The organism is Nevskia soli DSM 19509, assembly GCF_000711955.1.
Classification (GTDB): Bacteria; Pseudomonadota; Gammaproteobacteria; order Nevskiales; family Nevskiaceae; genus Nevskia; species Nevskia soli.
This window is the reverse complement of record NZ_JONR01000035.1, coordinates 24,870-50,568: the sequence shown is the minus strand read 5'-3', so window position 1 is coordinate 50,568 and position 25,699 is coordinate 24,870. Positions and strand designations below refer to the sequence as shown.

The following is a 25,699-nucleotide window of genomic DNA, read 5'->3' as shown; positions in this document are numbered from 1 at the left end:
GACGTCTTTGCGCTCATGGACATAACGTCACCTTGCCGAAGCCGGAGCTGCCGACGATGGCCATCAGGTCGACCACGCGGTCGTAGACGGATTGGGGATCCGCGCACACGGTGACCAGCTCATCCGGGAACTGCTGCGCGATATCGTGCAGGCGCGCCGGCAGGTCGGCATACGGCACCGCTTCCTTGGCATCGTCGTTGTGCTGGATGAAGTAATTGTTCTGCAGATCGAAACTGACGCCGAGCTTCTCCGGCGGCTTGTCCGACTGGAACAGGCTGGGTTTGGGCAGGGTGATGGGCAACTGGTTCATCATCAGCGGCATCGTGACCATGAAGATGATCAGCAACACCAGCATGACGTCGACCAGAGGCGTGACGTTGATTTCCGCCACGGGCCCCATCTCCCCTTCGTCTCCGCCCGAAGAGGATTTGACGCTCACGCCCATGGCGAAAACTCCAACTGCCAGTGGCTAGTGGCCAGTGACCAGTGGCTAGTCACATCAAAAGACGGGCGCAGCCCATCCTGCTTTTCACTAGTCACTGACCACTGACCACTGACCACCTTCTTGCTCTTCACGGCCGCTCTCCCCGCTCAGGCCGCAATGGCCGGCGCGAAGCGCTTGGACAGGCGCCCGGCATAGATGCCGATGACGGTGTTGAGGCGGCCGACGTAACGACCCAGGTTGGTGGCGAAGCTGTTGTACGCCATGATCGAGGGGATGGCGGCGGCCAGGCCGATGCCGGTGGCGATCAGCGCTTCGGCGATACCCGGGGCCACGGTGGCCAGGCTGGTGTCATGCGCCGCGGCGATGCCGGTGAAGGTGTTCATGATGCCCCACACCGTGCCGAACAGGCCGATGAACGGAGCCGAGGAACCCACCGTCGCCAGGAACGGCAGGCGCTTGTTGATGCGGCGGGTTTCGTTGGACAGTTCCAGGCGCATGGCGCGCTCGATGCGGTCACGCACTTCGTGCAGCGCTTCGTGCTCGTGCTCGCCGGAGCCTTCGCGCCATTCCTGGTTGCCGGCGGCGATGATGTTGGAGATCTGATGCTTGTCGCTGTAGTTGATCATGTCCTCCAGCGTGCCGTCTTCCAGCGTGGTTTCGAGGCGGCTGACGGCGCTGAGCGCGGACATGAAGGCGAACAGCTTCTCGAACATCACGGTCCAGCACCAGAACGAGAAGATCACCAGGATCACCAGCACGGCCTTGACGACGGGGTCGGCCTGCGAAACCAGGTGATAGATGGACAGGTCGGCCGGGTTGATGGCGGCGACGGAATCCGCGGCGTCCGCCGCAATATTGATCAAGGAAACTGACACAGGAAGGACTCCAAAGTAGGGCTCAAGCTATGGAACGCTTGGGAGGCATTTTCCATGCCGAATAAGCCCCATTCGTCCCGCTGGGAAAGGGTCGAATAGTATCTAGCCCGTATGCAGTAGGCAAGCGCCCACTTTTGGCGCAAACGCCATGGCCCGCTCGCCGGCCGGACCTGTCGGTCAGGCAAATAGCCCGCGCAGGCCCTGCGCCACACCGTCCACGGTCAGTCCGAATTCAGCGAAAACCTTGGGGGCCGGGGCCGAGGCGCCGAAATCGTCGACGCCGAGCACGGCGCCCTGCGGGCCGGCCAGGCCGCGCCACAACGCGGTGACGCCGGCTTCGACCACCAGCCTGCGCTGCAGCGCAGCAGGCAGCACCTGCTCACGGTAGCTTGCATCCTGCGCATTGAATACTTCCAGGCAGGGCATCGACACCACGCGCACCGCGCGTCCCTCGCCCGCCAGCTTTTGCGCGGCCTGCACCGCCAGGTCCAGTTCCGAACCGGTGGCGATGACCACCGCTTCGGGGGGGCTCGCCGGCTCCGACAGGATGTAGCCGCCACGCGCCGCCAGGGCGGTGTGCGCTGCCTCGTGTTTCTGCGGCGCGAGATTCTGCCGCGACAGCGCCAGCACGGCCGGGCCGTCCTTGCGCTCGACCGCGGCCTTCCAGGCGATGGCGGTTTCGAAGGCGTCGCCCGGACGCCACACATGCAGGTGCGGAATCAGGCGCAGCGAGGACAGATGTTCCACCGGCTGATGGGTGGGGCCGTCCTCGCCCAGGCCGATGGAGTCGTGGGTGAAGACGAAGATGACGCGCTGGCGCATCAGTGCCGCCATGCGCACCGCGTTGCGGGCATAGTCGGAGAAGACCAGGAAGGTGCCGCCGAAGGGGATGACGCCGCCGTGCAGCGCCATGCCGTTCATGGCCGCGCACATGCCGAATTCGCGTACGCCCCAGGACAGGTAGTTGCCGCTGACGTCGCCCGGCACGATGGTCTTGGCGCCGTGCCAGATGGTGTTGTTGGACTCGGTCAGGTCGGCCGAGCCGCCGACGAATTCGGGCACCACCGGAGCGATGAGGTTGAGCACCGCTTCGGAGGACTTGCGCGTCGCCACCGGCTTGTCGCCGGCGGCGGCCTTCCCGATGGCGCCGGCGATCGTCGCGGCCCACTCCGCCGGCAGCTCGCCGGCGATGCGGCGGCGCAGTTCGGCCGCCTGCTGCGGATGCTGTCTGGCGTAGGCGTCGAACAGTTCGTTCCAGGCGGCCTGCTTCTGCTGGCCGCGTGCGCGGCCATCCCAGCCGGCGTAGATGTCCTGCGGGATTTCGAACGGCGCGTAGGTCCAGCCCAGTTTCTCGCGCGCCAGCACGATCTCGGCATCACCCAGCGCCGCGCCGTGGGCCTTGGCGGTGCCCTGGCGGTTGGGCGAGCCGAAGCCGATCACGGTCTTGCAGCAGATCAGGGTCGGCTGGGTGGTCTGCGCCCGCGCCGTTTCGATGGCGATGCGCACTTCGCTGGGATCATGGCCGTTGACGTTGCGCACCACCTGCCAGCCATAGGCCTCGAAGCGGCCGGGGGTGTCGTCACGGAACCAGCCGCGCACCTCGCCGTCGATGGAGATATTGTTGTCGTCGTAGAACACGATCAGCTTGCCCAGGCCGAAGGTGCCGGCGAGCGAGCAGGCTTCGTGCGAGACGCCTTCCATCAGGCAGCCGTCGCCGGCGAAGACGTAGGTGTAGTGATCGACCAGCGGCAGGCCGTCGTGGTTGAAGCTCGCCGCCAGCAGGCGTTCCGCCAGCGCCATGCCCACGGCGTTGGCCAAGCCCTGGCCGAGCGGGCCGGTGGTGGTTTCCACGCCCGGCGTGTGGCCGTGCTCGGGATGACCGGCAGTCTTCGAGTGCAGCTGGCGGAAGTTCTTCAGTTCCTCCATCGGCAGGTCGTAGCCGGACAGGTGCAGCGCGGCGTAGAGCAGCATCGAACCATGGCCGTTGCTGACCACGAAGCGGTCGCGGTTGAACCAGCTCGGGTCGGCCGGGTTGTGGCTGAGATAGTCGTTCCACAGCACTTCGGCGATGTCCGCCATGCCCATCGGCATGCCGGGGTGGCCGCTGTTGGCGCGCTGCACGGCATCCATGGCAAGGGCGCGGATGGCATTGGCGAGTTCGAAACGGGTCGGCATCGGAGGCGGCTCGGCTGAAGGGAACGGCGAAGGATGCGTATTGTCCATGCCCCCGCCCTGTGCGGGCAAGGCGGGACGGGAATGCGCCAGTACCTGTTACCCCGGTTCGCGCCCGGCGACTCAGGCGCGGTGATAGGGATGGTTCTGCGTCAGGCTCCAGGCCCGGTACAGTTGCTCTGCGATCAGCACCCGCACCAGGGGATGCGGAAACGTCAGCCGCGACAGCGACCAGCGCGCCGAGGCGGCCGCCAGGCAGGCGGGGGACAATCCGTCCGGGCCGCCGACCAGCAGGGCCACGTCGCGCCCGTCCTGCAACCATTGCGGCAGGGCCTTGGCCCAGCCCACGGTGTCCAGTGCGTCGCCGCGCTCGTCGAAGGCGACGATGCGGCTGCCGCTGCCGGCGGCGCGCAGCATCTTCTCGCCCTCGGCTTCGCGCAGGCGCGCGATGTCGGCATTCTTGCCCCGCGCCTCCACCGGCACTTCCACCAGCTCGAGGCGCAACTCGCGCGGCAGGCGCTGCGCGTATTCGGTGAAGCCGGCCTCGACCCAGGCCGGCATGCGCGTGCCGACGGCGATCAGGCGCACGCGCATAGGGGGCTCGAGCGGGTCCGGCTCAGGCCGACCGGCTGTCGAGCTGGCTCATGTCCCACAACTTTTCCAGCTGGTAGAACAGGCGCGTCTGCGCCTGCATCACGTGCACCAGCACGCCGTTGAGGTCCACCAGCACCCACTCGCCTTCGCCCAGCCCCTCGATGCCGAGCGCGCGGAAGCCGCGCTGCCGGGCCATGTCGACCACATTCTCCGCCAGCGACTTGACGTGGCGGTTGGAGGTGCCGGTGCAGATCACCATGGCGTCGGCGATGGTGGTGAGGTCGCGCACGTTGAGGACCTTGATGTCGACCGCCTTGAGATCCTCCAGCGCCGACACCGCCAGTGCCGTCAGGGTGTCGGACGGATCGACCGAGCCGGCTTTCGCTGCCTTGGCCTTCGGCGCGGGAGCGGCTTTTGGCTTGGCCTTGGAGGCGGCCTTCTTCGGCGCGGTCTTGGCTACGGCCTTGCTCTTCGGTCCAAGCCCGGACTTGGACTTGGGCTTGGACTTCACGGCAGCCTTGGCCCTGGTAGCGGACTTGGCTGCGGGTTTGGCGGCAGGTTTGCCGGTGGCCTTCGCCTTGCTCTTGGCGGGGGCCTTGGCCTTGGAGGCTGCTTTAGTCTTGGGCGGGGTCTTCATCGTGGGTTAGAGCGCGGACGTCCTCGGTGGTGAATGTCTGGATCACGGCATCCGGGACCAGGCCACGGATGCTGCGGCCGGCCTTGAGCAACTGCCGGATGCGGGTGGAAGAAATGGCCAGCGGCGGGATGCTGGCGGCGATCCACAGGCCGGCCGGCTGCGCCAGCAGGGCCTGGGACGAGGCGGCGCGGCGGCCGCGCAGGAACGCGGCCAGCTCGGGCGACGGTGCCGGCGGCTCGTAGGGCCGCTCGACGAAGACCAGGTGCGCCAGGTCGAACAGCTCGCGCCAGCGGTGCCAGGTGTGCAGCTGGTTGGCGGCGTCGTCGCCGAGCAGCAGCACCAGCGGCGTGGCCTCGCCCAGCTCGGCGCGCAGACCGGCCACCGTGTCATAGGTATAGGAAGGGCCATTGCGGCGGATTTCGCGATCGTCCACCACCACGCCGGGCTCGCCGGCGAGGGCCAGCCGCGCCCACTCCAGCCGACGCTGCGGCGGCACTTCCGGTGCGGCACGGTGCGGCGGGTGCGCGCTCGGCACGATCAGCACGCGCGACAAACCGAGCCGCTCGCGCAGTTCCAGCGCCAGGCGGATATGACCGTGATGGATCGGCGCGAACGTGCCGCCGAAGACGCCGATTGCGGCTGATGATTCAGTGGACAAGAGAACCTGCGTGCGGGCCGCAATCGGCAGTGATTAGTGGCCAGTGATTAGTGGCCAGTAAAAGCAAAAAATTGACGCAGTTGAGCTTTTTCACTAACCACTGACCACTAATCACTAACCACTGCTTCAACGGACCTGTCCGTCGCCCAGCACCACCCACTTCACCGAAGTCAGGCCTTCCAGGCCGACCGGTCCGCGGGCGTGGAACTTGTCGGTGCTGATGCCGATTTCGGCGCCGAGGCCGTATTCGTAACCATCGGCGAAGCGGGTCGAGGCATTGACCATGACCGAGGCGGAATCCACTTCGCGCAGGAAGCGGCGCACCTTGCTGTAGTTCTCGCTGACGATGGCGTCGGTGTGCTGCGAGCCGTGGCGGGTGATGTGGTCGATGGCCTGGTCGAGGCCGTCGACCACCTTGATCGCCAGGATCGGCGCCAGGTATTCGGTGTCCCAGTCTTCCGGCTTGGCCGGGCGCGCCTGCGGCAGGATCTTGCGGGTGCGCTCGCAGCCGCGCAGCTCGACGCCATGGCCGGCGTAGATGCGGCCGAGGTCGGGCAGCAGGCGCTGCGCGATCGGCGCGTCGACCAGCAGGGTTTCCATGGTGTTGCAGGTGCCGTAGCGCTGGGTCTTGGCGTTGACGGCGATGGCGATGGCCTTTTCCAGGTCGGCTTCGCCGTCGACGTAGACGTGGCAGTTGCCGTCCAGGTGCTTGATCACCGGCACGCGCGCGTTCTCCGCGACGAAAGCGACCAGGCCCTTGCCGCCGCGCGGGATCACGACGTCGACGAACTGCGGCATGGTCAGCATGTGCCCGACCGCCTCGCGGTCGGTGGTCTCCACCACCTGCACCGCGTCCGGCGGCAGGCCGGCGTCGCGCAGGGCGCGCTGGATGCAGCGGGCGATGGCCTGGTTGGAATGCAGGGCCTCGGAGCCGCCGCGCAGGATGCAGGCATTGCCGGACTTGAGGCACAACGAGGCAGCGTCGGCGGTGACGTTGGGCCGCGACTCGTAAATGATGGCGACCACGCCCAGGGGGACGCGCATGCGGCCGACCTGGATGCCGGAGGGGCGCATCTTCAGGTCGAACATCTCGCCCACCGGATCGGGCAGCGCCGCCACCTGGCGCACGCCGTCGGCCATGGCGGCGATGCGGCCCTGGTTCAGTTCCAGGCGGTCCAGCAGGGCTTCTTCCAGCTTGTTTTCGCGGGCCGCGCGCATGTCGCGGGCATTGGCTTCGAGGATCGTGGAGGCTTCGTCCTCGATGATCCGCGCCAGCTCGAACAGGGCGGCATTCTTCTCGCCGGCGCTGGCCTTGGCCACCGCGCGGGAGGCGACGCGGGCGCGCTCGCCCACATTGCGCATGTAGGAAGCAACCTCGTCCTTGCGCGCACCGCGCTTGCCGTCTTTCAACGTTACCGCCGTCATACAGGATTCCGTGCCGCGGCCAGTCTGGGTTTGGCGGCGCCGCTCGCCGCCAGCACCAATGTTAACAACTCTTCCCAGGCGGCGGACTGGGTGCCGCTGGACTTGGCCAGGGCGTCGATATTGGCGCAATCCCGCAGCCAGCCCAGCACCTGGCCGGAACGGCTGCGCTCGACCGCCCGCGCAAAGGCCGGCTGGTTCATCTTGAATACGCCGGCCGCTTCCATGGCGGCGCCGGCATTGTGGCTGCGGGCATAGGCCGCGGCGGCGCGGGCCAGCTGGCGCAGGCCATTGGCCACCACCGCCAGGATCGGCAGCAGGTCCACCCCCTCATCGCGCAGGCCGTAGAGGCCGCGCACGGCGCCGCGCGCGTCGCCGGCCATGATCTTATTGAACCAGCCGAATACCTCGTAGTGCGCCGAGTCGGCCACCGCCGCCTCGATCTGCGCCACGCCCACCGCCTGCCCCGGATAGAGCAAGGCCAGCTTTTCCACTTCCTGCTGCGCGGCGAGCAGGTTGCCCTCGGTGCGCTCGACCAGCAGGCGCAGCCCGTCCGGGTCGGCCTGGACCCCGGCGGTGCGCAGGCGCGTACCGATCCAGCCCGGCAATTCCTCCGGCTTCAACGCCCACACATACAGGCTGGCGCCGGCCGTCTCCAGCGCGCTGTACCAGGCGGCGTTGCGGGCGCGCGATTCGAGCTTGCCCAGGGCCACGATCAGCAGCACGTCCGGCGCCGGGTCCTGCGCCAGCTTGATCAGGGCGGCGGCACCGGCGGCGTCGGGAGCGTTGGCGGCGCGCAATTCGACGATGCGCTGCGGTGCGAACAGGGAGGGGGTGTTGCAGGTATCGACCAGGCGCTGCCAGTCGAAGCCGCGCTCGGCGTCCAGTACCTCGCGCTCGGCGAAACCCTTGGCCCGGGCGGCGGCGCGGATGGCGTCCAGCGCTTCCTGCATCAACAGGGGCTCTTCGCCGGCGACCAGGTACACCGGGGCGAGACCACGCTGTAGTTGAGAGGCAAGCTGACCGGGATTCAGGCGCATGGCCGTATTTTAGTTAAAAGCTCCCGGGACAACGGCGTCGGGTCGCAAAAAAGTAGAAGCGCCTTATTAATCATCGCCTTGGCGTCACTGCGCCACCGCCGCAGGAGCGTCTTTGCCCTCAATCCGCCATGAATGCCGCGAGCGCCTGCGCCGTTTCCCGCGGGGCGTCGAAATGCAGCATGTGTCCGGCATTCGCGATCACCACCACCCGCTGGTCGGCGAATGAGCCGCGGCGGCGGGCCCGCTCTTCGGCCGGCAGGGCCGTTTCCGACAGGGCGGCGTCGATGAACAGGGTCGGCGCGGTGATCTGCTTCCAGATCTCCTCCGCCTCGGCGGCGCGGTACAGCAGCGGGCCGGCCAGGGTGTGCTTGGGATCGGCGCAGAGGCGGATGCGGCCGTAGCCGTCCTGCTGGCCCCAGCAGCTCGCCACGAACAGGGCCTGCGCCTCGTTCAGGCGCGGATGCTGGCGGCGCACGCGCCCGGCCAGCTGCTCGAACGACTCGTAAGTCTTCACCGGCAGCGGTTCGCGCAACTGGTCCAGCCATTTGCGCACCCGCGCCGGCGCGCGCGCAGCCGGCGCGTCCGGCAGGCCGATGCCGTCCAGGCAAGCCAGCTTGCGCACCCGTTGCGGGCGCAGGCCGGCATACAGGGCGGAAACCTGGGCGCCCATGCTGTGGCCGGCCAGCAGCACCGGCTCGTCGGGGGAATAATGGTCGAGTATTGCTTCAAGGTCGGCGACGTAGTCGTAGAACCAGTAGCCGTCCTGCGGCCACTCGCTGTAGCCGAAGCCGCGCCAGTCCGGCATCAGCACCTGCCAACGTTGCAGCAGCGGCTCGACCAGGGGCTGGAAGGTGGCGGACACGTCGAGCCAGCCATGGGTGATGAACAGCCGCGGCAGGCTGGGGTCGCCCCAGCGCCGCACGTGGTGACGCAATCCGCGCACGCGCAGGAATTCGGACCGGCTGTCGAGACTGCTGTTCAAGCGCAACCCTCGCTGTAATGGACCGCCGGCAGCTGGCCGATCCGATAGGCCGTCACCTTGCCCTCTTCCGCCTGGAAAATCATCTGCCGCGGCTGATCCGGGTAGACGATCAGGTAGTGCGCGGCGCCATCCGCCGCGACCTGCAGGTGACCGGCGTAGCGCGCGGTCACGCTGTCTTCCGTATCGCCGACGCGCGCGCCGGAGCGCGTGACGACTTCCGGGGTGGCGATATCGATGCGCGTCACCACGCCCTGCTCCAGCATCAGGCCCAGGTCCAGCCGCAACTGCCCGCCCTCCGTGGGCCAGGCGTAATGGCAGGCGCGCCAGGCGCCGGCATCGCCGCGCGGAGGTTGCTCGGTCAGCGCCGCGCCTGCCGCCTTGCGCGCCTGCGCCAGGGTCATGCCGAGCCGGATCGGGCCGACCGCGTCCAGGCTGACGCGCCACTCCGAAAGCGGCGAGGCCGGCGCGTCGGCGGCTGCCGGCCATGCCGGCAACAACAGCAGCCCCGCCAGCATCCCGGGCCGGCCAAACCGCATCAGGCGATCTTGCCGCTCAGGAACTCATCCAGCAGCACCAGGCGGTCGTTGCCCCAGAACATCTGCTCGCCGACGAAGAAGGTCGGTGCGCCGAAGGCGCCGCGCTGCACCGCTTCCTCGGTATTGGCGCGCAGCTGGTCCTTGATCGACTGCTCCTGCGCCTGCAACAACAGGGCGGCGCCATCCAGACCGACCGCGTCGGCAACCTTGCTTACCGCCTCCGGCTGGGCGATGTCGGCGCCGTCGGCCCAATAGGCCTTCATGATCGCCTGGGCGAACTCGGCACCCCTGCCCTGCGCCGCCGCGGCCAGCCCGGCGCGGAGGGCCAGCACGCTGTGGACCGGAAACACCTTGGGAAAGGCCACCGGCACGCCGTAGTGCTGCGCCCAGCGCTGCACATCGCGGAACAGGTGCTTGGCCTTGGCCGGCACGGCCGCCGGCATGCGGTTGCCGCTGGCCTCGAACACCTTGCCGAGCAGGAATGGCCGCCACGCCACGGCGACGCCGGCCCGGGCAGCCAGCGGGCCGACCTGGGTGGCCGCCAGATAGGTGTAAGGACTGGCCGCGTCCCAGAAAAATTCGATCGTGCGTTGTTCCACCGTGACTCCTCCCGCGCTGTCTCGCGCCTGCCGGGCAGTCTGCATGTCGCTACCTTTCGGCACAAGGCATCACTTTCTGGCACAAGCCATGCTTGCTTAGGACGGGCTCGGCTACAATCGACCCCTACCCGCCGTCACCCGTGACCTGCTGATTCCAGAATGACTTACTGCGTCGCCATCAAAGTCAACGAAGGCCTGGTAATGGCCGCCGACACGCGCACAGCTGCGGGCGTCGACGACGTGCGCACCTACAACAAGATGCACACCTTCGAGTTTCCGGGCGACCGCGTCTTCGTGGTGCTGTCGGCCGGCAACCTGGCCACCACCCAGCACGTGCTGGCGCAGGCGCAGCGCGATCTCAACGATCCCACCGCCACCGTCAATCTGCGCACCGTGCGCCACATGTTCGACGCCGCCGATTATCTCGGCCAGCTCTCGGTGCGGGCGCAGAAGCAGGTGACGCAGCAGCTGCAGAGCCAGTACAGCAGCCTCAACGTCGAAACCACGCTGATCCTCGGCGGCCAGATCCAGGGCGAGGAGCCGGCGATCTACCTGATCTACCCGGTCGGCAACTGCATCGCCGCCAGCCCGGAGACGCCATTCCTGCAGATCGGCGAGATCAAATACGGCAAGCCGATCCTGGATCGTTTCATTCGCCCGCACGTGACGCTGGAGGACGCGGCGCGCTGCGCCCTGGTGTCGCTGGACTCGACCATGCGCTCGAACATCTCGGTGGGGCCGCCGGTGGACCTGGCCTTCATCCCGCGCGACGCCCTCAAGGTGAAACACTCGCTGCGCCTGGACCTGGACACGCCGTATTACTCGCAGCTCAAGGAAATCTGGGCACGGCAGCTGGAAAACGCGGTGCGCAGCCTGCCCAAGTTCGAGTGGGAGCTGCAGCCGCAGCTGTCCCTGCAGGTGCAGACCCAGTCGCAGCAACCGCAGGCACAGGCGCAAATGGGCGCGCAGACACAGCAGAACGGCCTGAATGCCGCCGCGCAGATGCAGTTCGGCAGCGGCAACAACGGCAATAACGGTTCAGGCGGACAGAGTTACTGACCGCGCGTAGCTGCTGTTTGTCGCTCTGAGCGTAGCGAAGAACCTGGCTTTACCGGCCAGTTCCCTGCCATCCCTGGCGAGACCTTGCAGCTACTGGAGAGCCCGGCCCGGCCATCCATGGCCGGGCGTTCGCCACTCCAGCGAGCTTCGCTCGCTGGAGTGGCTCACCCTTTCCCGCTAAGCCACTTTGAAATAGGCGGCGGCCAGGGCCTCGTGCAGCTCGCCCAGGCCGATCTGGATTTCGTCCATCAGGCCCGGCACGCCGAATTCCGCCTTGAGCAGGGCGTCGATGTTTGCGTCGCGCGAGAGGGCGCGGATGCGCTCGATCGAGCGCTCGATCTTGCGGCTTTCGGGCAGGGTCGGCAGCGTCGAGGCGACCTGCGACAGGCAGAACATGATGCTGCGCGGGAATTCGCGGTTCTGCAGCAGGAAGCGCAGCACGCCGGCGCCGTTGACCCGCGTCTTCATGTGCTTGCGGTACATCTGGTAGGCGGTGAGCGAGCGCAATACGCTCATCCAGATGATGTTTTCGAAGGGCGACAGGTCCGGTCCCGAGATTTCGCGGCCGAGACGGGTGGAGCGCACGTCGAGGATGCGCGAGGTCATGTCGCACTGCTCGAGATTGGTGCCGATGCGCAGGAACTGGAAGCCGACATCGCGGCTCATGTTGCTGGTCAGCACGCTGTAGATCAGCAGGGTGCGGTTGACCACCTCGCTCAGGAAGGCCTGGCGGTGGTTGCGCGGGATGCCCGCCTCGCCGCGCTCCTGCACGTAGAAATACAGGTCGTTGAGCCGCTCCCAGGTCTCGCGCGGCATGGTGTCGCGCACCGTGCGCAGGATTTCGCGGGCGTTGTAGAGGGAGGACTGGATCGAGCCGGGGTTGCGCGGGTCGGCGATGAGGAAGCGCACCACGTTTTCCTCGGTGGCCTCCTCGTAATGCTCGCGGAAGGTGCTCTCGGCGCCGACGATCTCGATCAGCGGGCCCCAGCCGAGCGTCATGCGCCGCGGCAGGTCCAGCATCAGGATGGCGTTGACGTTGATCAGGCGGGCGGTGTTTTCGGCGCGCTGCAGGTAGCGCCCGAACCAGTAGAGGTTGTCGGCGACGCGGGACAGCATCAGCGCGGCCCTCCCGTGGACTGGCTTTGCGACTGCAACTGGCGTTGTTCGAGGTCCTCGTCGAGGTCGACCACCCAGGTGTCCTTGCTGCCGCCGCCCTGCGAGCTGTTGACCACCAGCGAGCCCTTGACCAGGGCGACGCGGGTGAGGCCGCCGGTGGTGACGTAGGTGCTCTCGCCGCGCGACAGGATGAACGGCCGCAGGTCGAGGTGGCGCGGTTCGACGCCGTCGTCGGTGATGGTCGGCGCGGTGGACAGGGACAGGGTCGGCTGGGCCATGTAGTTGCGCGGATTGGCCTCGATCAGGCCGCGGAATTTCTCGCGCTCCTCCTTCGAGGCGCGCGGGCCGATGAGCATGCCGTAGCCGCCCGACTCGTTGGCCGGCTTGACCACCAGCTTGTCCAGGTTGGCCAGCACGTGCTTGCGCTGCTTGGCGTCCATGCACAGGAAACTCGGCACGTTGGGCAGGATCGGCTCCTCGTCGAGGTAATACTTGATCATCGCCGGGACGAAGGCGTAGATCACCTTGTCGTCGGCCACGCCGGCGCCGGGGGCGTTGGCCAGGCCGACCTTGCCGCGGATCCAGGCGCGCATCAGGCCCTTCACGCCGAGGACCGAGTCCGGGCGGAACGCTTCCGGGTCGATGAACAGGTCGTCGATGCGGCGGTAGATGACGTCGACCCGCTTGGGACCGTAGATGGTGCGCATGTAGACGCAGTCGTCGTCATCGACGAACAGGTCGGTGCCTTCGACCAGCTCGATGCCCATCTGCTGCGCCAGGTAGGCGTGCTCGAAATAGGCCGAGTTGTAGATGCCGGGAGTGAGCAGCACCATCTTCGGCTGGTCGCCGGGACGCGGGCTCAGCGCCGCCAGGGTGTCGTAGAGCTGGGCCGGGTAGTCGTCCACCGGCAGGATGTTGCTGGTCTCGAACAGCTCCGGCCAGACCCGCTTGATCACCATGCGGTTTTCCAGCATGTAGGAGACGCCGGAGGGGACGCGCAGGTTGTCTTCCAGCACGTACAGGGTGCCGTCGCCGTCGCGCACCAGGTCGCTGCCGCAGATATGCGCCCACACGCCGAATTTGGGCTGCACGCCGACGCATTGCGGGCGGAAATTGACCGAATCGACCAGGACCTCGGGCGGGACCACCTTGTCCTTGACGATTTTTTGATCGCCGTAGATGTCCTGGATGAAGTGATTGAGCGCGTTGACGCGCTGCTTCAGGCCGCGCTCGGTGCGCTCCCACTCCTTGCGCGCGATGACCCTGGGGATCATGTCGAAAGGCCAGGCGCGATCCAGTGTCTTGCCCTCGGAATAGACGGTGAAGGTGATGCCCATCACCTTGATGGCCAGGTCGGCCGCTACACGCCGGTCGGCCAGATCCTTGGCGGAGATGCCCTGCAGGTAGCTGAGCAGCTGCTTGGCCCCCGCCCGCGGCACGCCCGGCCTCTCAAACAGTTCGTCGTAGGCGTCCTGACACCGGTACTGGCTCCACTCGAAAGCCATCTGTTCGTCTTTTTCCTTTTTTTCCTTGGGAACCGCAGGACCGCAAAGCGTCAAAACCGCGCCGACGCATTGATCTTGCGGGATTTGCTCTCTAACCTAGCAGGAACGCGAAGCAAAACCCAAGCCACGCGGCGCGCGTCCCCTACAATCACCGGCATATCCAAGACCGCAAACCTGATGACCCGTTCCCGCACCGCCCTGGAAATCAAGGGCCGCATGTTGTCGATCACACGCGTGCGGGTGCTCGACCCCGACACCGCCGCGATCCGCGCGCATATCGAACAACTCGCAAAACAGATGCCGCAGGCGGTCAAGGGCATGGCGGTGGTGATCGACAGCGAGTTCGAGACCGATCTGCCGGCCCTGCTGGAGGCGATGCGCGGCGTCGGCATGCAGCCGCTGGCGGTGTCCGAGGGCCCCCTGGCCGCGGCGGCCAAGGGGCTGGGCCTGGCGGTGGTGTCGAAGGATTCGGGCAAGGGCGCAGCAGCCGCGCCGGAACCGGCCAAGGCCGCACCCCAGGCCGCGGCGCCCGCGGCCGGCCCGCGCCGGGCGGCCCGCATCATCACCGAGCCGGTGCGCTCCGGGCAGCAGATCTACGCCGAGTACGGCGACCTGGTGGTGCTCAACACGGTCAGCCCCGGGGCGGAAGTCATCGCCGACGGCTGCGTCCACGTCTACGGCAAGCTGGCCGGCCGCGCCATTGCCGGAGCCCGCGGCGACGAGGGCGCCCGCGTCTTCTGCCGCAAGCTGGAGGCCGAGCTGATCGCCATCGCCGGCATCTACGCGGTATCGGAACAAATCAAGGACGGCCCGCGCGGAGTCTCCGCGATGGCCTATCTCGAACAAGGGCGGCTCAAGATCGAGCCGCACAAGATATGAACCTGTACAGGAAGCGGGACAGGAGCGGCGGCGGAACTGCGCAGCGGCGCTCACTTTTCCCCTTCCCGATTGCCTATTCTCGATTCACCGCTTAACCAAGGAGCACCGTTGGCCAAGATCATCGTAGTCACATCCGGCAAGGGCGGCGTGGGTAAAACCACCACCAGCGCCTCGTTCGCCACCGGCCTCGCCATGCGCGGCAAGAAAACCGCGGTCATCGACTTCGACGTCGGCCTGCGCAACCTCGACCTGATCATGGGCGTAGAGCGGCGCGTGGTGTTCGATTTCGTCAACGTCATCAACGGCGAGGCGACCCTGAAGCAGGCCCTGATCAAGGACAAGCACCTGGACCAGCTGCACATCCTGGCCGCCAGCCAGACCCGCGACAAGGACGCCCTGTCGCAGGAAGGCGTGGAGCGGGTGCTCAACGAGCTGTCGCAGGACTTCGATTACATCGTCTGCGACTCGCCGGCCGGCATCGAGCGGGGCGCCTTCCTGGCGATGTATTTCGCCGACGAGGCCCTGGTGGTGACCAATCCGGAAGTGTCTTCGGTGCGCGATTCGGATCGCGTGCTGGGCATCCTCTCCAGCAAGGCGCGGCTGGCCGAGCGCGGCGAATCCAAGGTCAAGGAGCACTTGGTGCTGACGCGCTACAACCCGGCGCGCGTGGCCAAGGGCGAGATGCTGTCGCTGGAGGACGTCAAGGAAATCCTGGCGATTCCCCTGCTCGGCGTGGTGCCGGAATCCCCCACCGTGCTGACCTGCTCCAACAGCGGCGTGCCGGTGATCCGCGAGGAAGGCAGCGATGCGGGCCTCGCCTACCAGGACCTGGTGGCGCGCTTCCTCGGCGACGAGGTGCCCCACCGCTTCATCACCGAGCAGAAAAAGGGCCTGTTCAGCAAGCTGTTCGGAGCGAACTGATGGATTGGCTAAAATTCTTCCGCGCCGAGAAAAGCAACACCGCCAAGACCGCCAAGGACCGGCTGATGCTGGCCGTGGCCTACCAGCGTTCCGGCCAGGCCAACGGTCCCTCCTACCTGCCCAAGCTGCGCGAAGAACTGCTCGGCGTGGTGCGCAAGTACATCCAGGTGCCGGACGAAGCGGTGCAGTTCTCGGTGCAGCGCGAGGGCGGCCTGGAAGTGCTGGAGCTGAACATCACGCTGCCGGACAACTGAAGCCGGCAACCGGGCGCTGACGCGGGGATTGTCAGCGGCAAAGCCGCCCCTTCCCCGCCTTATTTCGCCGACAAGGCTTCGTCGAACCCGGGCCCGCCATTCCAGGCTTCGGCGCCGCCGCGCAGGACCACCGCGCGCAGGTAACCGCGGCGGCGCAGGGCCCGCGCCGCCCGCACCGCCGAAACGTCGTTGGGGCAGGCGCAGTAGGCGACGATGTCGCGGTCGTAGGGAAAATCGTAGGGGAAGGTCTTGCCCTTGCGCTCGATCTCGGCCAGTTCGACCGCCACCGCGCCGGGCACGCCGCTTTTGTCGTCGCGTATCAGGCCGGAACGCAAGTCCAGGATCAGCGGGCGCGGCTCCAGGTTGAGCAGGTCGCGCAGCTCGGCCGCCTCGATGCGCGGCACGCCGCCGCCCCGCGCCACCAGCCAGCGCTGGATGGCGCGGTAGGCGATATACATCACCAGCATCACCGCCAGCACATGCAGGACCACCTGCAGGTGCTGCGTGCCGTAGTCGAACACCGCGGTGATCTGGTCGCGGAACAGGTAGCCCAGGCTCAGGTAAATGACGCCCCATAGGAGGGTCCCAGCCGAGGAGGCGGCGAGGAAGCGCACCAGGGGCATGCGCACCGCGCCGGCAATGGGCGGCGCCACCAGGGAAATTCCCGGCACGAACTTGGAGAACAGCAGCGAGGCCAGGCCCCAGCGCTGGAAGATGGACTGCGTCATGCGTACGCAGGTATCGGGGGACAGGGAGACGCGGCAGAGCAGGCGCAACACCTTCTGGCCGTAGCGCACGCCGGCGAGGTACCAAGCCATATTGGCCAGCATTGCGGCGATCACGGCCGAGCCCAGCACCGCGAAGGCCGAGACCTGGCCCTCGGCCACCAGGGCGCCGGCCGCGACCAGCACGGTGAAGGAGGGCAGCGGCAGGCCGGCCTGTTCCAGCAGCACCGCCAGGAATACCAGCAGGGCGCCGTGTTCGGGCAGGTTGCGGATGAAAGCGGTCACGATCAGACCCTCAACTCAAAACGGCGAGACCCTCGGATACGGCGTCATTGCCACCCCTGGTAGCGCCGCTGTGAATCTGGTGGCATCGCGGACACTGTTCAAGGCGGGCGCATCTTACGCCTGTGTCCGTGGAACGTCAGCGCCGCTCGGCGGGTGACGGTAAAGATTCCGGAGCGGGTGCGGCCGGCTCATGGCCGAAGGTATGGCACAGGCGCAGACCATCCGCGCCGTCCTCGTAATAGCCGGGCAGCGCCTCGTCCTCGACATAGCCCAGCTTGGCGTACAGCGCCCGCGCCGCGGCGTTGTCCGCGCGCACTTCGAGCTTGATCTGCTTCAGGCCCAGGGCCTGCGCCTCGGCCTCGGCGGCGCGGATCAGGCGTTCGGCGAAGCGGCGGCCGCGCGCCGGCGGCGCCACCACCACGGAATAGATGCGGGCGACGCGGCTGCTCCTGCGCGTCAGCAGGATCAGGTTGCCGACCACCGCGCCCTCCAGCTCCGCCACCCAGGTGCGGGCTGACGGCGACTTCAGGAAGTGCCGCACCGAGCGCATCGACATGCGGTCGCCGGGAAACAGCTCCTCCAGCGTGAGGATCGCGGCGTCGTCGCGGTGTTGCCCCGGCCGAACCCGGCCCTGCTCGTTCATGCACGAATCCCGCAATGTGGAAAGGTGGTGCTCATGCCTGGATGATGCCAGCAGCCAGGAACGCCCGCGAGCGGCTCCGAACAGGCACAATCAGGTTCACCCCAACCGTGGAATCCGCATTCCGTGAATTTCATCCGCCAAGCCCGCGGCACCGCCCTGCTCCTGACCGCACTGCTATCGGCGCAGGCCGTAATGGCCGATGACTCCGTCCCCGCCGTGGACTCCGCGCCCATCGGCAACACCGTGCAGCCCCTATGGGAAGTGGGCGTCGGCGCAATCGCCGGTACGGTGCCGGACTATCCCGCGGCGGACAATTACAGCGCCCGTTTCGTCCCCTTCCCGTATTTCATCTACCGCGGTCACCTGTTCCGTTCCGACGAGAACGGCGCGCATCTGCGCGCCGACGTGCGTTCCAACATGGAACTGGATGTCAGCGGCGGCGTCTCCTTCTCCAGCCACTCGGACTCGGCCGGGCCGCGTGCCGGCATGCCGGACCTGAAGTACCTGCTGCAACTGGGACCGAACCTGAAGATCACCCTCGACCACCCATCCGAGAACAGCAGCGTGCTGCTGCAGCTGCCGGTGCGGGCGGTGGTCTCGCTCAACGGCCTGCATTTCGCCTACGAGGGCCTGGTGTTCACTCCCGACATCGGCATCCAGACCCGCTCCCTGTTCGGTACCAAGTGGAACGGCTCCGTCAGCGTCGGGCCGGAATTCGCCAGCGGGCGCTTCCAGCAGTATTTCTACCAGGTGGACCCGCAATACGCCCTGCCCGACAGGCCCGCCTACCAGGCCCACGGCGGCTACTTCGGCTCGCGCCTGGAAATGGGCATCGGCCGCAAGCTGGGCAAGGATTTCCGCCTGTTCATCTTCGGCCGCATCGACGATTACTCCGGGGCTCGCAACGAGGACAGCCCGCTGTCGAAGAGCACGATGGGGTACTCGGTGTTTGCCGGGGTCAGCTGGGCGATCTGGCATTCGAAGGAGACGGTGTCGATGCCGGTGGCGGGCCGCTAGGGAGCCTCTGACTGATCCCAAGCCCTGCATGTGTCCATCCGCCGAAGTCCATTCGATACGGAGAATATAGCCCGCGCCATCTTCCGCGCAGCGGCTGAGCTCAATTGCCTGCGCTGCCCAGGGAGAGGGGAACCGCATTGCGATGGCAAATCTCAGCGGGGCGCCCCATAACCTCCGCCGCCAGGCGTCTCGATGACAAACGTATCTCCCGCCCGCATGTCCACGCTCGCAGTAGCAGGCAAAGACTCGACATCCCCGTTGGCACGGATCACATAGTTGCGCCCCTTTTGCGCGGGCAAGCCTCCCGCCAAACCGTGCGGCGCAATGCGGCGGCGGTTGGAAAGAATGGCGGCATTCATCGGCTCGCGGAAGCGCAGGCGCCGCACCACGCCATCGCCGCCGCGATGCAAGCCCACGCCCCCGCTGTCGCGACGCACGTAAAAACTTTCCAGCAACACCGGAAAGCGCGCTTCCAGTACCTCGGGATCGGTCAGCCGTGAATTGGTCATATGCGTCTGCACGGCGCTGGCACCATCGAACTCCGGCCCGGCGCCGGAGCCGCCGCAGATGGTTTCGTAGTACTGGCGGCGCGCATCGCCGAAAGTGAAGTTGTTCATGGTGCCCTGCGCGGCGGCCATCACACCCAAAGCGCCATATAAGGCATCGACCAGGGCCTGCGAGGTTTCGACGTTGCCGGCGACGGTGGCGGCGGGCGCCCGCGGGCTGAGCATGGAGCCGGGCGGGATCAGCAGGGTGAGCGGGCGCAGGCAGCCTTCGTTGAGCGGGATGTCGGCATCGACCAGGCTGCGGAACACGTAGAGCACGGCGGCCTTGCAGATCGCTTCCGGCGCGTTGTGGTTGTTGGGGCGCTGGGGGCTGGTGCCGGCGAAGTCGATGACGGCGGAGCGCGCGGACCGGTCGATGGTGATGCTCACGCGAATCAGGGCACCGTCGTCCAACTCGCAGCTGAATGCGCCATCGTGCAGCGCGGCGATGGCGCGGCGCACTTCTTCCTCGGCGTTGTCCTGCACATGGCCCATGTAGGCTTCGACGACGTCGAGGCCGAAGTCCTCAACCATGCGCAGCAGCTCGTCCACGCCCTTCTGGTTGGCGCCGGCCTGGGCGCGCAGGTCGGCGATGTTCTGTCGCGGATTGCGCGCGGGCCAGGGGCCGGCGGCAAGCGCTTCGAGCATGGCCTGTTCGCGCAACTCGCCATCGCGCACCAGCAGCAGGTTGTCGAGCAGCACGCCCTCTTCCTCCAGGGTGCGGCTGTCGGGCGGCATCGAACCCGGCGTGATGCCGCCGACGTCGGAATGATGGCCGCGCGAGGCGACGTAGAACAGCGGGCGGTCGCGGCCGGGCCGGAACACCGGCGTCACCACGGTAATGTCCGGCAGGTGGGTGCCGCCGCGGTAGGGATTGTTGAGGACGTAAACGTCGCCGGGACGGATGGCAGCGCCATGCTGCGCGATGACGGCGCGGATGCTGTCGCTCATCGAGCCCAGGTGCACGGGGATGTGCGGCGCGTTGGCAATGAGGTTGCCGGCGCTGTCGAACAGGGCGCAGGAGTAGTCGAGACGTTCCTTGATATTGACCGATTGCGCGGTGTTGGCCAGCACCGCGCCCATCTGCTCGGCGATGTTCATGAACAGGTTGTTGAAGATCTCCAGCATCACCGGGTCGGCGGCGGTGCCGAGCGCATGTGTGGACTGCCGCGGCACGGCGCGGTTCAACAGGATCTCGCCGCGCGGCAGGACTTCCGCCTGCCACTGCGCTTCCACCACGGTGGTGGCGCCGGCGTCGGCGATGATGGCGGGGCCGGCGATGCGGGCCGCGGCGCCGAGTTGCTCGCGGCGGTAGACCGGCACCTCGCGCCAGCCGCCCTCGCTGTACAGCGGCACCTGGGCCGCCGGCTGCGCTGGGACGCCGCTCTCCGGCAAAGCATCGGCAAGGGATTCATCGCCGAGGCCGTTGGCTTCCACCGACACGGCAGCAACGATCAACTTGCTGCCGGCCGGCACGAAGCCGTAGCGCCTGCGGTAATCCGATTCGAAGCTTTCGCGCATCGCCGCCGGACTGGCGTAAGGAACGACGAAGGTGGAGTCCTGTCCTTCGAAACGCAGGTGCGCGCGTTGCAGCAGGCGGATGCGCGACGGCTGCACGCCTTGCCCTTCCACCTGCCGCTTTGCCTCCGTGCCCAAGTCCGGCAGCACTGCATCGCAGGCCGCAGCACCGCCGGCATCGAGATCGCGCTCGATGCTGTGTTCGCGCATGGCGGTGATGTCGGCCAGGCCCATGCCCAGCGCGGACAGCACGCCGGCCAGCGGATGCAGCAGCGCGCCGCGCATGCCCAGGGCATCGGCCACCAGGCAGGCGTGCTGGCCGGCGGCGCCGCCGAAGCACATCAAGGTATATTTGCCGGTGTCGTAGCCGCGCTGCACCGAGATCTTCTTGATGGCGTTGGCCATATTGGCCACGGCAATGTCGAGGTAGCCCTGCGCCACCTGCTCCGGCGTGCGCGTCTCGCCGACGGCGGCGGAAATCTCCCGCGCCAGCGCTTCGAACTGCGCGCGCACAACTGCCGCATCCAGCGGCTGCCGCCCATCGGCGCCGAACAGCTGCGGGAAGAAGCGCGGCTGGATCTTGCCCAGCATGACGTTGCAGTCGGTGACGGTGAGCGGGCCGCCGTTGCGGTAGCTGGCCGGGCCGGGAGTGGCGCCGGCGGACTGCGGGCCGACGCGCATGCGCGCGCCGTCGAAGAACAGGATGGAGCCGCCGCCGGCGGCGACGGTATGGATGTCCATCATCGGCGCGCGCAGGCGCACCCCGGCGACCTGGGTCTCGAACACGCGCTCGTACTCGCCGCGGAAGTGCGAGACGTCGGTGGAAGTGCCGCCCATATCGAAGCCGATGACGCGCTCGAACCCGGCGGCCTGCGCAGTGCGGGCCATGCCGACGATGCCGCCGGCGGGACCGGAGAGCACGGCGTCCTTGCCCTGGAACAGGCCGGCTTCGGCCAGGCCGCCGCTGGACTGCATGAACATCAGGCGCACGCCGCGCAGCTCGCCCGCGACCTGCTCGACATAGCGGCGCAGGATCGGCGAGAGATAGGCGTCGGCGACAGTGGTGTCGCCGCGCGAGATCAGCTTGGGCAGGGGGCTGACCTGGTGCGAGACCGAGACCTGGGTGAAGCCGGCCTGCCGCGCCAGCGCGGCCACGCGCGCTTCGTGGGCGGTGTGGCGGTAGCCGTGCATGAGGGCGATGGCCACGGCGCGATAGCCGGCTGCATACGCGTCACACAGCTTGCGCAAGGTGTCGGCCTCGTCCAGCGGCAGCAGGATCTCTCCTTCCGCGGTGACGCGCTCGCGCACTTCCTCGACGCGCTCATGCAAGGGCGGCGGCAGCACGATATGCCGGTCGAACAGGCGCGGCCGGTTCTGGTAGCCGATGCGCAGGGCATCGGCGAAGCCGGCGGTGATGAACAGCACGGTGGGCTCGCCGCGGCGCTCGAGCAGGGCGTTGGTGGCGACGGTGGTGCCCATCTTGACGCACTCGACCTGCGCCGGATCGATGGCCGCTCCAGGCGCCACGCCAAGCAGTCCGCGGATGCCGGCGATGGCGGCGTCCGCGTATTGCGCGGGATTCTCGGACAGCAGCTTGCGCATCAGCAGGCTGCCGTCCGGGCGGCGGGCGACGATGTCGGTGAAGGTGCCGCCGCGGTCGATCCAGAACTGCCAGCGGGGTGTTTGCGTTGCGTTCATCGTATTCCGCAATTTCTTAAGAGCCTGTAACAGAATGAATCGCACCTGCGTTGCAGTCCAAAATCGCGTCAGGCAAGGCGGAGGCCCCAGCCATGGTGATTCCATGGCTGGGGCTGACAACGCAGCCTGGCGCGATTTTGGGCGCAACCCTCCGGGACGGGGCCATTTTTGCGCATTGCTGCGCCGGCCAGAGCGCACCATGGAATCACCATGCTGCACTCTGTCCGACTTGCACTGCGCAAAAATGACCGCCGTCGCAGGCGCGATTCATTCTGTTACAGGCTCTTAGGACAAGTTTGGCACGGACAGGGCCCCGCCGCGGCGCACCGGCCCCGCGCGGCGAGGCTGCGGCGCGTCAAATCCTTGACGCTTTGGCCTACCGTTCGCGGCTCCTGCCGCTACCGCCGGTCACGGTATCCCCCTGGCCGCTACCGCCGGTCGCCATACGGCCCGAACCACGCGTCATCCCGCCTAGCGTCGGCCCAGGCATCCACCAGCTTGGGGATGCTGCAGTTGTACAACCTTGTCACGGAGGAGCGGGAGATGATCATCAAGAAATTCCTTTTATCGGGAGCCCTTGCCGCGTGTGTCGTCGCGGCAGGCTGCGGCGGCAGTTCGGGCAGTTCCAGCGGAGGCGGAAGCAGCAGTGGTGGCAGCAGCGGCAGCAGCAGCAGCGGGGCCAGCGGCACCACGGTCTCGGTCGCAGGACCGCTCGACACGGTGCAGACCACCTTGTCCGGCAGTGTGCTGAGCCAGCTTGAAACGGCGACGGCGGGCACCCCGCTGCAGGGCGTGCTGGTGTGCACCGACGACGTGGTGAACCAGAACACGCTCGACGTGGTGGATTCCATACTCAACGCGCTGCAAAACCCGGCCTCGGCCGCCAGCGCACCGCCGCAGATCCAGGCGCTGTTGCTGGAAATGGCGAACAACCTCGGCGGCCTGCTCAACTCGCTTGCCGGCAAGGGCGGTTGCGGCAGCGCTGCCGGCAGTAGCAGCAGCAGCGGTGGGGGCGGCAGCGTTCCCGTCACCAACCCGCTGGCCGGCACGCCGCTGGCTCCGCTGGGCGATGCCCTGTTGCCGATCCTGCAGAAAATCCAGCTCCAGCTCGGCGCCGGCAGCAGCGGCGGCAACGGCCTTGCCGACCTGGCAAGCCTGGTGGACCAGCTGAATGCGGCATTCCAGACCGGTATGGCCCAGGTCCCGGCTTCGGCCTTCTCGCAGCCGGTGGTCGGCGGCGTGCTGACCACGCTGAAGGTCACGGTCGGCAACCTGGCCGCGGTGGTCGATGCCCTGTCCACCAGCAACAGCGCTGCGTTCCAGAGCGCGACGCAGGCCCTGCTCGACAACCTGTTGGTCAACGTGCTGACCCAGGTCGTGCCGACCAGCTTCATCGAGACGCAGGCCGGCAAGCCGGGCAGCATCACCGGCCCGATCGACACCGCGGCCGCCACCTTCGCCGCCACGGTCGCGACGGCGCTGACGCAGGGCGAGCAGCAGTTGCTGGCCGCACTCAACAGCAGCCAGTTGGCGCCGGTGGTCAACCCGGTGCTGAACACCCTGCTGCCGGCGATCCTCGGTCCGATCACGCAGGCGCTTGCCGGCGCCGGCGGCTCGTCCTCCGGCGGCGTCACCGGCACGCCTCTGGATGGGCTGCTGGGGCCGCTGACCACGGTACTGACCGGCATCCTCGGCGGCACCGGCACGACCTGCGTGTTTGCCAACACGCCGCTGTCGGCGCTGTGCAAGTTGCTGCCATAATCGTCGCGCGCTGAATCGCGGCCGATGCAAGCCGCGGGACACGCAAGTGTCCCGCGGCTTCTTTATTGGGCTTCGAGACGCCGCCCCTACCCCAAACTGGGTAGGCTGAACAGCGCCGGGCCGTGTGAAATGGAATGACCTTCCTACACTCCGCACGAACCCGCGAGCATGAGCCAAGGCGCATCCATCCCGCAGGCTCAGGCCACCGCTGCGGGCGACCGCGCACGCGCGTGGCGCGACTGGGCCGCGTTCCTGGCCATCACCCTCGGCAGCTTCGTGGCGATCCTGGACATCCAGATCGTGGCCAGCTCGCTCAACGAGATCCGCGCCGGGCTGTCGGCCAGCACCGACGAGATCCAGTGGGTGCAGACCTCGTACCTGATCGCCGAAATCATCGCCATCCCCCTGTCCGGCTACCTGGCGCCGATGCTGTCGACGCGGGTGTTCTACACCATCGCGGCGATCGGCTTCACCCTGTCCAGCGTGGCCTGCGGCTTCTCCTGGAGCCTGGGCTCGATGGTGGTGTTCCGCGCCCTGCAGGGTTTCCTCGGCGGCGGCCTGATCCCCGCTTCGTTCGCCACCATGTTCCTGCTGTTCCCGGACGAGAAAAAGCGCAACCTGCCGCAGCTGCTGGGCGGCATGGCGACGATGCTGGCGCCGGCCATCGGCCCGACCTTTGGCGGCTACATCACCGACTCGCTGTCCTGGCGCTGGCTGTTCCTGATCAACTTCGTGCCCGGCATCGCCTGCGCCCTGATCGTGTGGGCCACGCTCGACGTCGACCGGCCCAGGCCGGAGATGCTGAAGAAGCTGGACCTGTGGAGCGTGCTGTTCCTCGCCATGTTCCTCGGCGGGCTCGAATACACCCTGGACGACGGCCCGCGCCACGACTGGTTCGACGACCGCAGCGTGCTGCTCTGCGCAGTGGCCGCGACCATCGGCGGCAGCCTGTTCTTCTGGCGCGGTTTCCACTCGGATCATCCGATCATCGATCTGCGCGCCTTCCGCAACCGCAACTTCGCCGTGACTTCCCTGGTATCGGCCATGCTCGGCGTCAGCATCTTCACCCTGGTCTACATCACACCGGTGTTCCTCGGCCAGGTGCGCGGCTACAACCCGCAGCAGATCGGCGAGGTGATGATGGTGCAGGGCATGGCGATGGTGGTGGCCGCGCCCTTCGTGATGCGCATGGCGATGGTGCTGGACCCGCGGGTGACCATCGGCATCGGCCTGCTGCTGGTGGCGATCGGCTCCTGGACCAATGCCCAGCTCACCGCGGAATGGGGCTTCGCCGAGTTCGCGCTGTCGCAAAGCCTGCGCGGCGCCGGCCTGATCTTCGCCTTCATCCCGATGACCAACCTCGCCCTCGGCACCCTGCCGCGCCATGAACTGAACAACGCCAGCGCGCTCTATACGGTGACCCGCAACCTCGGCGGCGCCTTCGGCCTGGCGGTGGTGGCGACGCTGATCAACCAGCGCAACTGGACCCACTGGCAGGCGCTGGCGGAGAGCACGCGCCTGTCCCGCCCGGCGGTGCGCGAGGCCCTGTCCGGCATGAGCGCGATGCTGGCACCGCAGCTCGGCGCGGGCAGCGCCGCCGGCGCCATCGGCATGCTGGCGCAGCAGGCCTACCAGCAGGCCTCGACCATGACCTACGGCGACATGTACTTCCTGCTGTCGATCTCCACGGCGCTGACGGTGCTGCTGGTGCCGCTGATCCAGAAGCCGCAGGGCGCGGTGGACGGCGTCGGGCACTAACCGCCAACGTACCCGGGCCTCGACGGCCCGGGCACTGCATCGCTTCAGACCCGCG

At 67.5% G+C, this 25,699-nt stretch carries 23 protein-coding genes; 7 read left to right on the top strand and 16 right to left on the bottom strand.

Translation table 11 applies throughout. The annotated features are described in order from the left end of the window. Positions 1-13: 13 nt before the first annotated feature. From BP26_RS0117430 to BP26_RS0117380, 11 genes are all read right to left on the bottom strand, one after another. Entirely contained in the window at positions 14-439 is a 426-nt protein-coding gene (locus BP26_RS0117430; RefSeq protein WP_169740624.1) for an ExbD/TolR family protein, read from the bottom strand. Positions 440-591: 152 nt separating this feature from the next. Beyond that, positions 592-1,320, bottom strand: a complete 729-nt coding sequence (locus BP26_RS0117425) for a MotA/TolQ/ExbB proton channel family protein (RefSeq protein ID WP_157572588.1) — start codon at positions 1,318-1,320, stop codon at positions 592-594. Between the two features lie 177 nt (positions 1,321-1,497). Further along, positions 1,498-3,495, bottom strand: a complete 1,998-nt coding sequence (gene tkt, locus BP26_RS0117420; RefSeq protein ID WP_029921846.1) for a transketolase — start codon at positions 3,493-3,495, stop codon at positions 1,498-1,500. A gap of 120 nt (positions 3,496-3,615) precedes the next feature. Next, positions 3,616-4,086: a 23S rRNA (pseudouridine(1915)-N(3))-methyltransferase RlmH gene (rlmH, locus tag BP26_RS0117415; protein ID WP_029921845.1), complete on the bottom strand. Its 471-nt coding sequence runs from the start codon at positions 4,084-4,086 to the stop codon at positions 3,616-3,618. A gap of 22 nt (positions 4,087-4,108) precedes the next feature. Further along, a complete protein-coding gene (rsfS, locus tag BP26_RS31155; RefSeq protein WP_084183186.1) occupies positions 4,109-4,723 on the bottom strand; it encodes a ribosome silencing factor in 615 nt (204 codons plus the stop codon). Beyond that, entirely contained in the window at positions 4,701-5,381 is a 681-nt protein-coding gene (nadD, locus tag BP26_RS0117405) for a nicotinate-nucleotide adenylyltransferase (RefSeq protein ID WP_036517256.1), read from the bottom strand. The genes rsfS and nadD overlap by 23 nt, the downstream gene beginning before the upstream one ends. Before the next feature lie 126 nt (positions 5,382-5,507). Beyond that, the gene (locus BP26_RS0117400) at positions 5,508-6,806 is read right to left on the bottom strand and encodes a glutamate-5-semialdehyde dehydrogenase (RefSeq protein ID WP_051749103.1); all 1,299 of its coding nucleotides are present in this window, start codon (positions 6,804-6,806) and stop codon (positions 5,508-5,510) included. Further along, positions 6,803-7,843, bottom strand: coding sequence for a DNA polymerase III subunit delta (gene holA / locus BP26_RS0117395; protein WP_029921841.1), 1,041 nt, complete (start codon positions 7,841-7,843; stop codon positions 6,803-6,805). The genes BP26_RS0117400 and holA overlap by 4 nt, the downstream gene beginning before the upstream one ends. 118 nt (positions 7,844-7,961) lie before the next feature. Further along, positions 7,962-8,825 (bottom strand): alpha/beta fold hydrolase, encoded by an 864-nt coding sequence (locus BP26_RS30665; protein WP_029921840.1) that lies wholly within the window; start codon positions 8,823-8,825, stop codon positions 7,962-7,964. Then, positions 8,822-9,361 carry a hypothetical protein gene (locus BP26_RS30660; RefSeq protein ID WP_157572587.1) on the bottom strand — a complete coding sequence of 180 codons (540 nt, stop codon included), beginning with the start codon at positions 9,359-9,361 and terminating at the stop codon, positions 8,822-8,824. The genes BP26_RS30665 and BP26_RS30660 overlap by 4 nt, the downstream gene beginning before the upstream one ends. Then, positions 9,361-9,960: a 2-hydroxychromene-2-carboxylate isomerase gene (locus BP26_RS0117380; protein ID WP_029921838.1), complete on the bottom strand. Its 600-nt coding sequence runs from the start codon at positions 9,958-9,960 to the stop codon at positions 9,361-9,363. Before BP26_RS0117380 ends, BP26_RS30660 begins: the two co-directional genes overlap by 1 nt. A 159-nt stretch (positions 9,961-10,119) precedes the next feature. Between BP26_RS0117380 and BP26_RS0117375 the strand changes: the two genes are divergently transcribed. Then, on the top strand, positions 10,120-11,019 hold the full coding sequence (locus tag BP26_RS0117375) for a proteasome-type protease (RefSeq protein WP_084183185.1): 900 nt from the start codon (positions 10,120-10,122) through the stop codon (positions 11,017-11,019). A 177-nt stretch (positions 11,020-11,196) separates the two neighbouring features. Here BP26_RS0117375 and BP26_RS0117370 read toward each other — a convergent pair whose 3' ends face one another. Next, a complete protein-coding gene (locus BP26_RS0117370) occupies positions 11,197-12,135 on the bottom strand; it encodes an alpha-E domain-containing protein (protein ID WP_029921836.1) in 939 nt (312 codons plus the stop codon). Next, positions 12,135-13,640 (bottom strand): circularly permuted type 2 ATP-grasp protein, encoded by a 1,506-nt coding sequence (locus tag BP26_RS0117365; RefSeq protein ID WP_029921835.1) that lies wholly within the window; start codon positions 13,638-13,640, stop codon positions 12,135-12,137. Before BP26_RS0117365 ends, BP26_RS0117370 begins: the two co-directional genes overlap by 1 nt. A gap of 177 nt (positions 13,641-13,817) precedes the next feature. Here BP26_RS0117365 and minC point away from each other — a divergent pair, with 177 nt between their 5' ends. The 3 genes from minC to minE all read left to right on the top strand — a co-directional run bounded on the left by minC (position 13,818) and on the right by minE (position 15,694). Then, the gene (gene minC, locus BP26_RS0117360; protein ID WP_029921834.1) at positions 13,818-14,519 is read left to right on the top strand and encodes a septum site-determining protein MinC; all 702 of its coding nucleotides are present in this window, start codon (positions 13,818-13,820) and stop codon (positions 14,517-14,519) included. Between the two features lie 108 nt (positions 14,520-14,627). Continuing rightward, positions 14,628-15,440: a septum site-determining protein MinD gene (gene minD, locus BP26_RS0117355; protein WP_029921833.1), complete on the top strand. Its 813-nt coding sequence runs from the start codon at positions 14,628-14,630 to the stop codon at positions 15,438-15,440. Next, entirely contained in the window at positions 15,440-15,694 is a 255-nt protein-coding gene (minE, locus tag BP26_RS0117350; protein ID WP_029921832.1) for a cell division topological specificity factor MinE, read from the top strand. The genes minD and minE overlap by 1 nt, the downstream gene beginning before the upstream one ends. Positions 15,695-15,753: 59 nt before the next feature. On the opposite strand, the gene BP26_RS0117345 is transcribed toward minE, so the two are convergent. Further along, positions 15,754-16,704 carry a VTT domain-containing protein gene (locus BP26_RS0117345; RefSeq protein WP_029921831.1) on the bottom strand — a complete coding sequence of 317 codons (951 nt, stop codon included), beginning with the start codon at positions 16,702-16,704 and terminating at the stop codon, positions 15,754-15,756. Between the two features lie 136 nt (positions 16,705-16,840). Continuing rightward, a complete protein-coding gene (locus BP26_RS0117340) occupies positions 16,841-17,347 on the bottom strand; it encodes a GNAT family N-acetyltransferase (protein WP_084183184.1) in 507 nt (168 codons plus the stop codon). Positions 17,348-17,470: 123 nt separating this feature from the next. Here BP26_RS0117340 and BP26_RS0117335 point away from each other — a divergent pair, with 123 nt between their 5' ends. Then, positions 17,471-18,364 carry a MipA/OmpV family protein gene (locus BP26_RS0117335; protein ID WP_051749101.1) on the top strand — a complete coding sequence of 298 codons (894 nt, stop codon included), beginning with the start codon at positions 17,471-17,473 and terminating at the stop codon, positions 18,362-18,364. A gap of 152 nt (positions 18,365-18,516) precedes the next feature. On the opposite strand, the gene BP26_RS0117330 is transcribed toward BP26_RS0117335, so the two are convergent. After that, positions 18,517-22,125 carry a hydantoinase B/oxoprolinase family protein gene (locus tag BP26_RS0117330; RefSeq protein WP_029921828.1) on the bottom strand — a complete coding sequence of 1,203 codons (3,609 nt, stop codon included), beginning with the start codon at positions 22,123-22,125 and terminating at the stop codon, positions 18,517-18,519. Positions 22,126-22,668: 543 nt separating this feature from the next. Between BP26_RS0117330 and BP26_RS0117325 the strand changes: the two genes are divergently transcribed. Together BP26_RS0117325 and BP26_RS0117320 are read left to right on the top strand one after the other, a co-directional pair. Continuing rightward, complete coding sequence (locus tag BP26_RS0117325; protein ID WP_157572586.1) at positions 22,669-23,886, top strand: hypothetical protein; 1,218 nt, start codon at positions 22,669-22,671, stop codon at positions 23,884-23,886. Positions 23,887-24,054: 168 nt separating this feature from the next. Next, the gene (locus BP26_RS0117320; RefSeq protein ID WP_036517254.1) at positions 24,055-25,644 is read left to right on the top strand and encodes a DHA2 family efflux MFS transporter permease subunit; all 1,590 of its coding nucleotides are present in this window, start codon (positions 24,055-24,057) and stop codon (positions 25,642-25,644) included. Positions 25,645-25,699 lie beyond the last annotated feature (55 nt).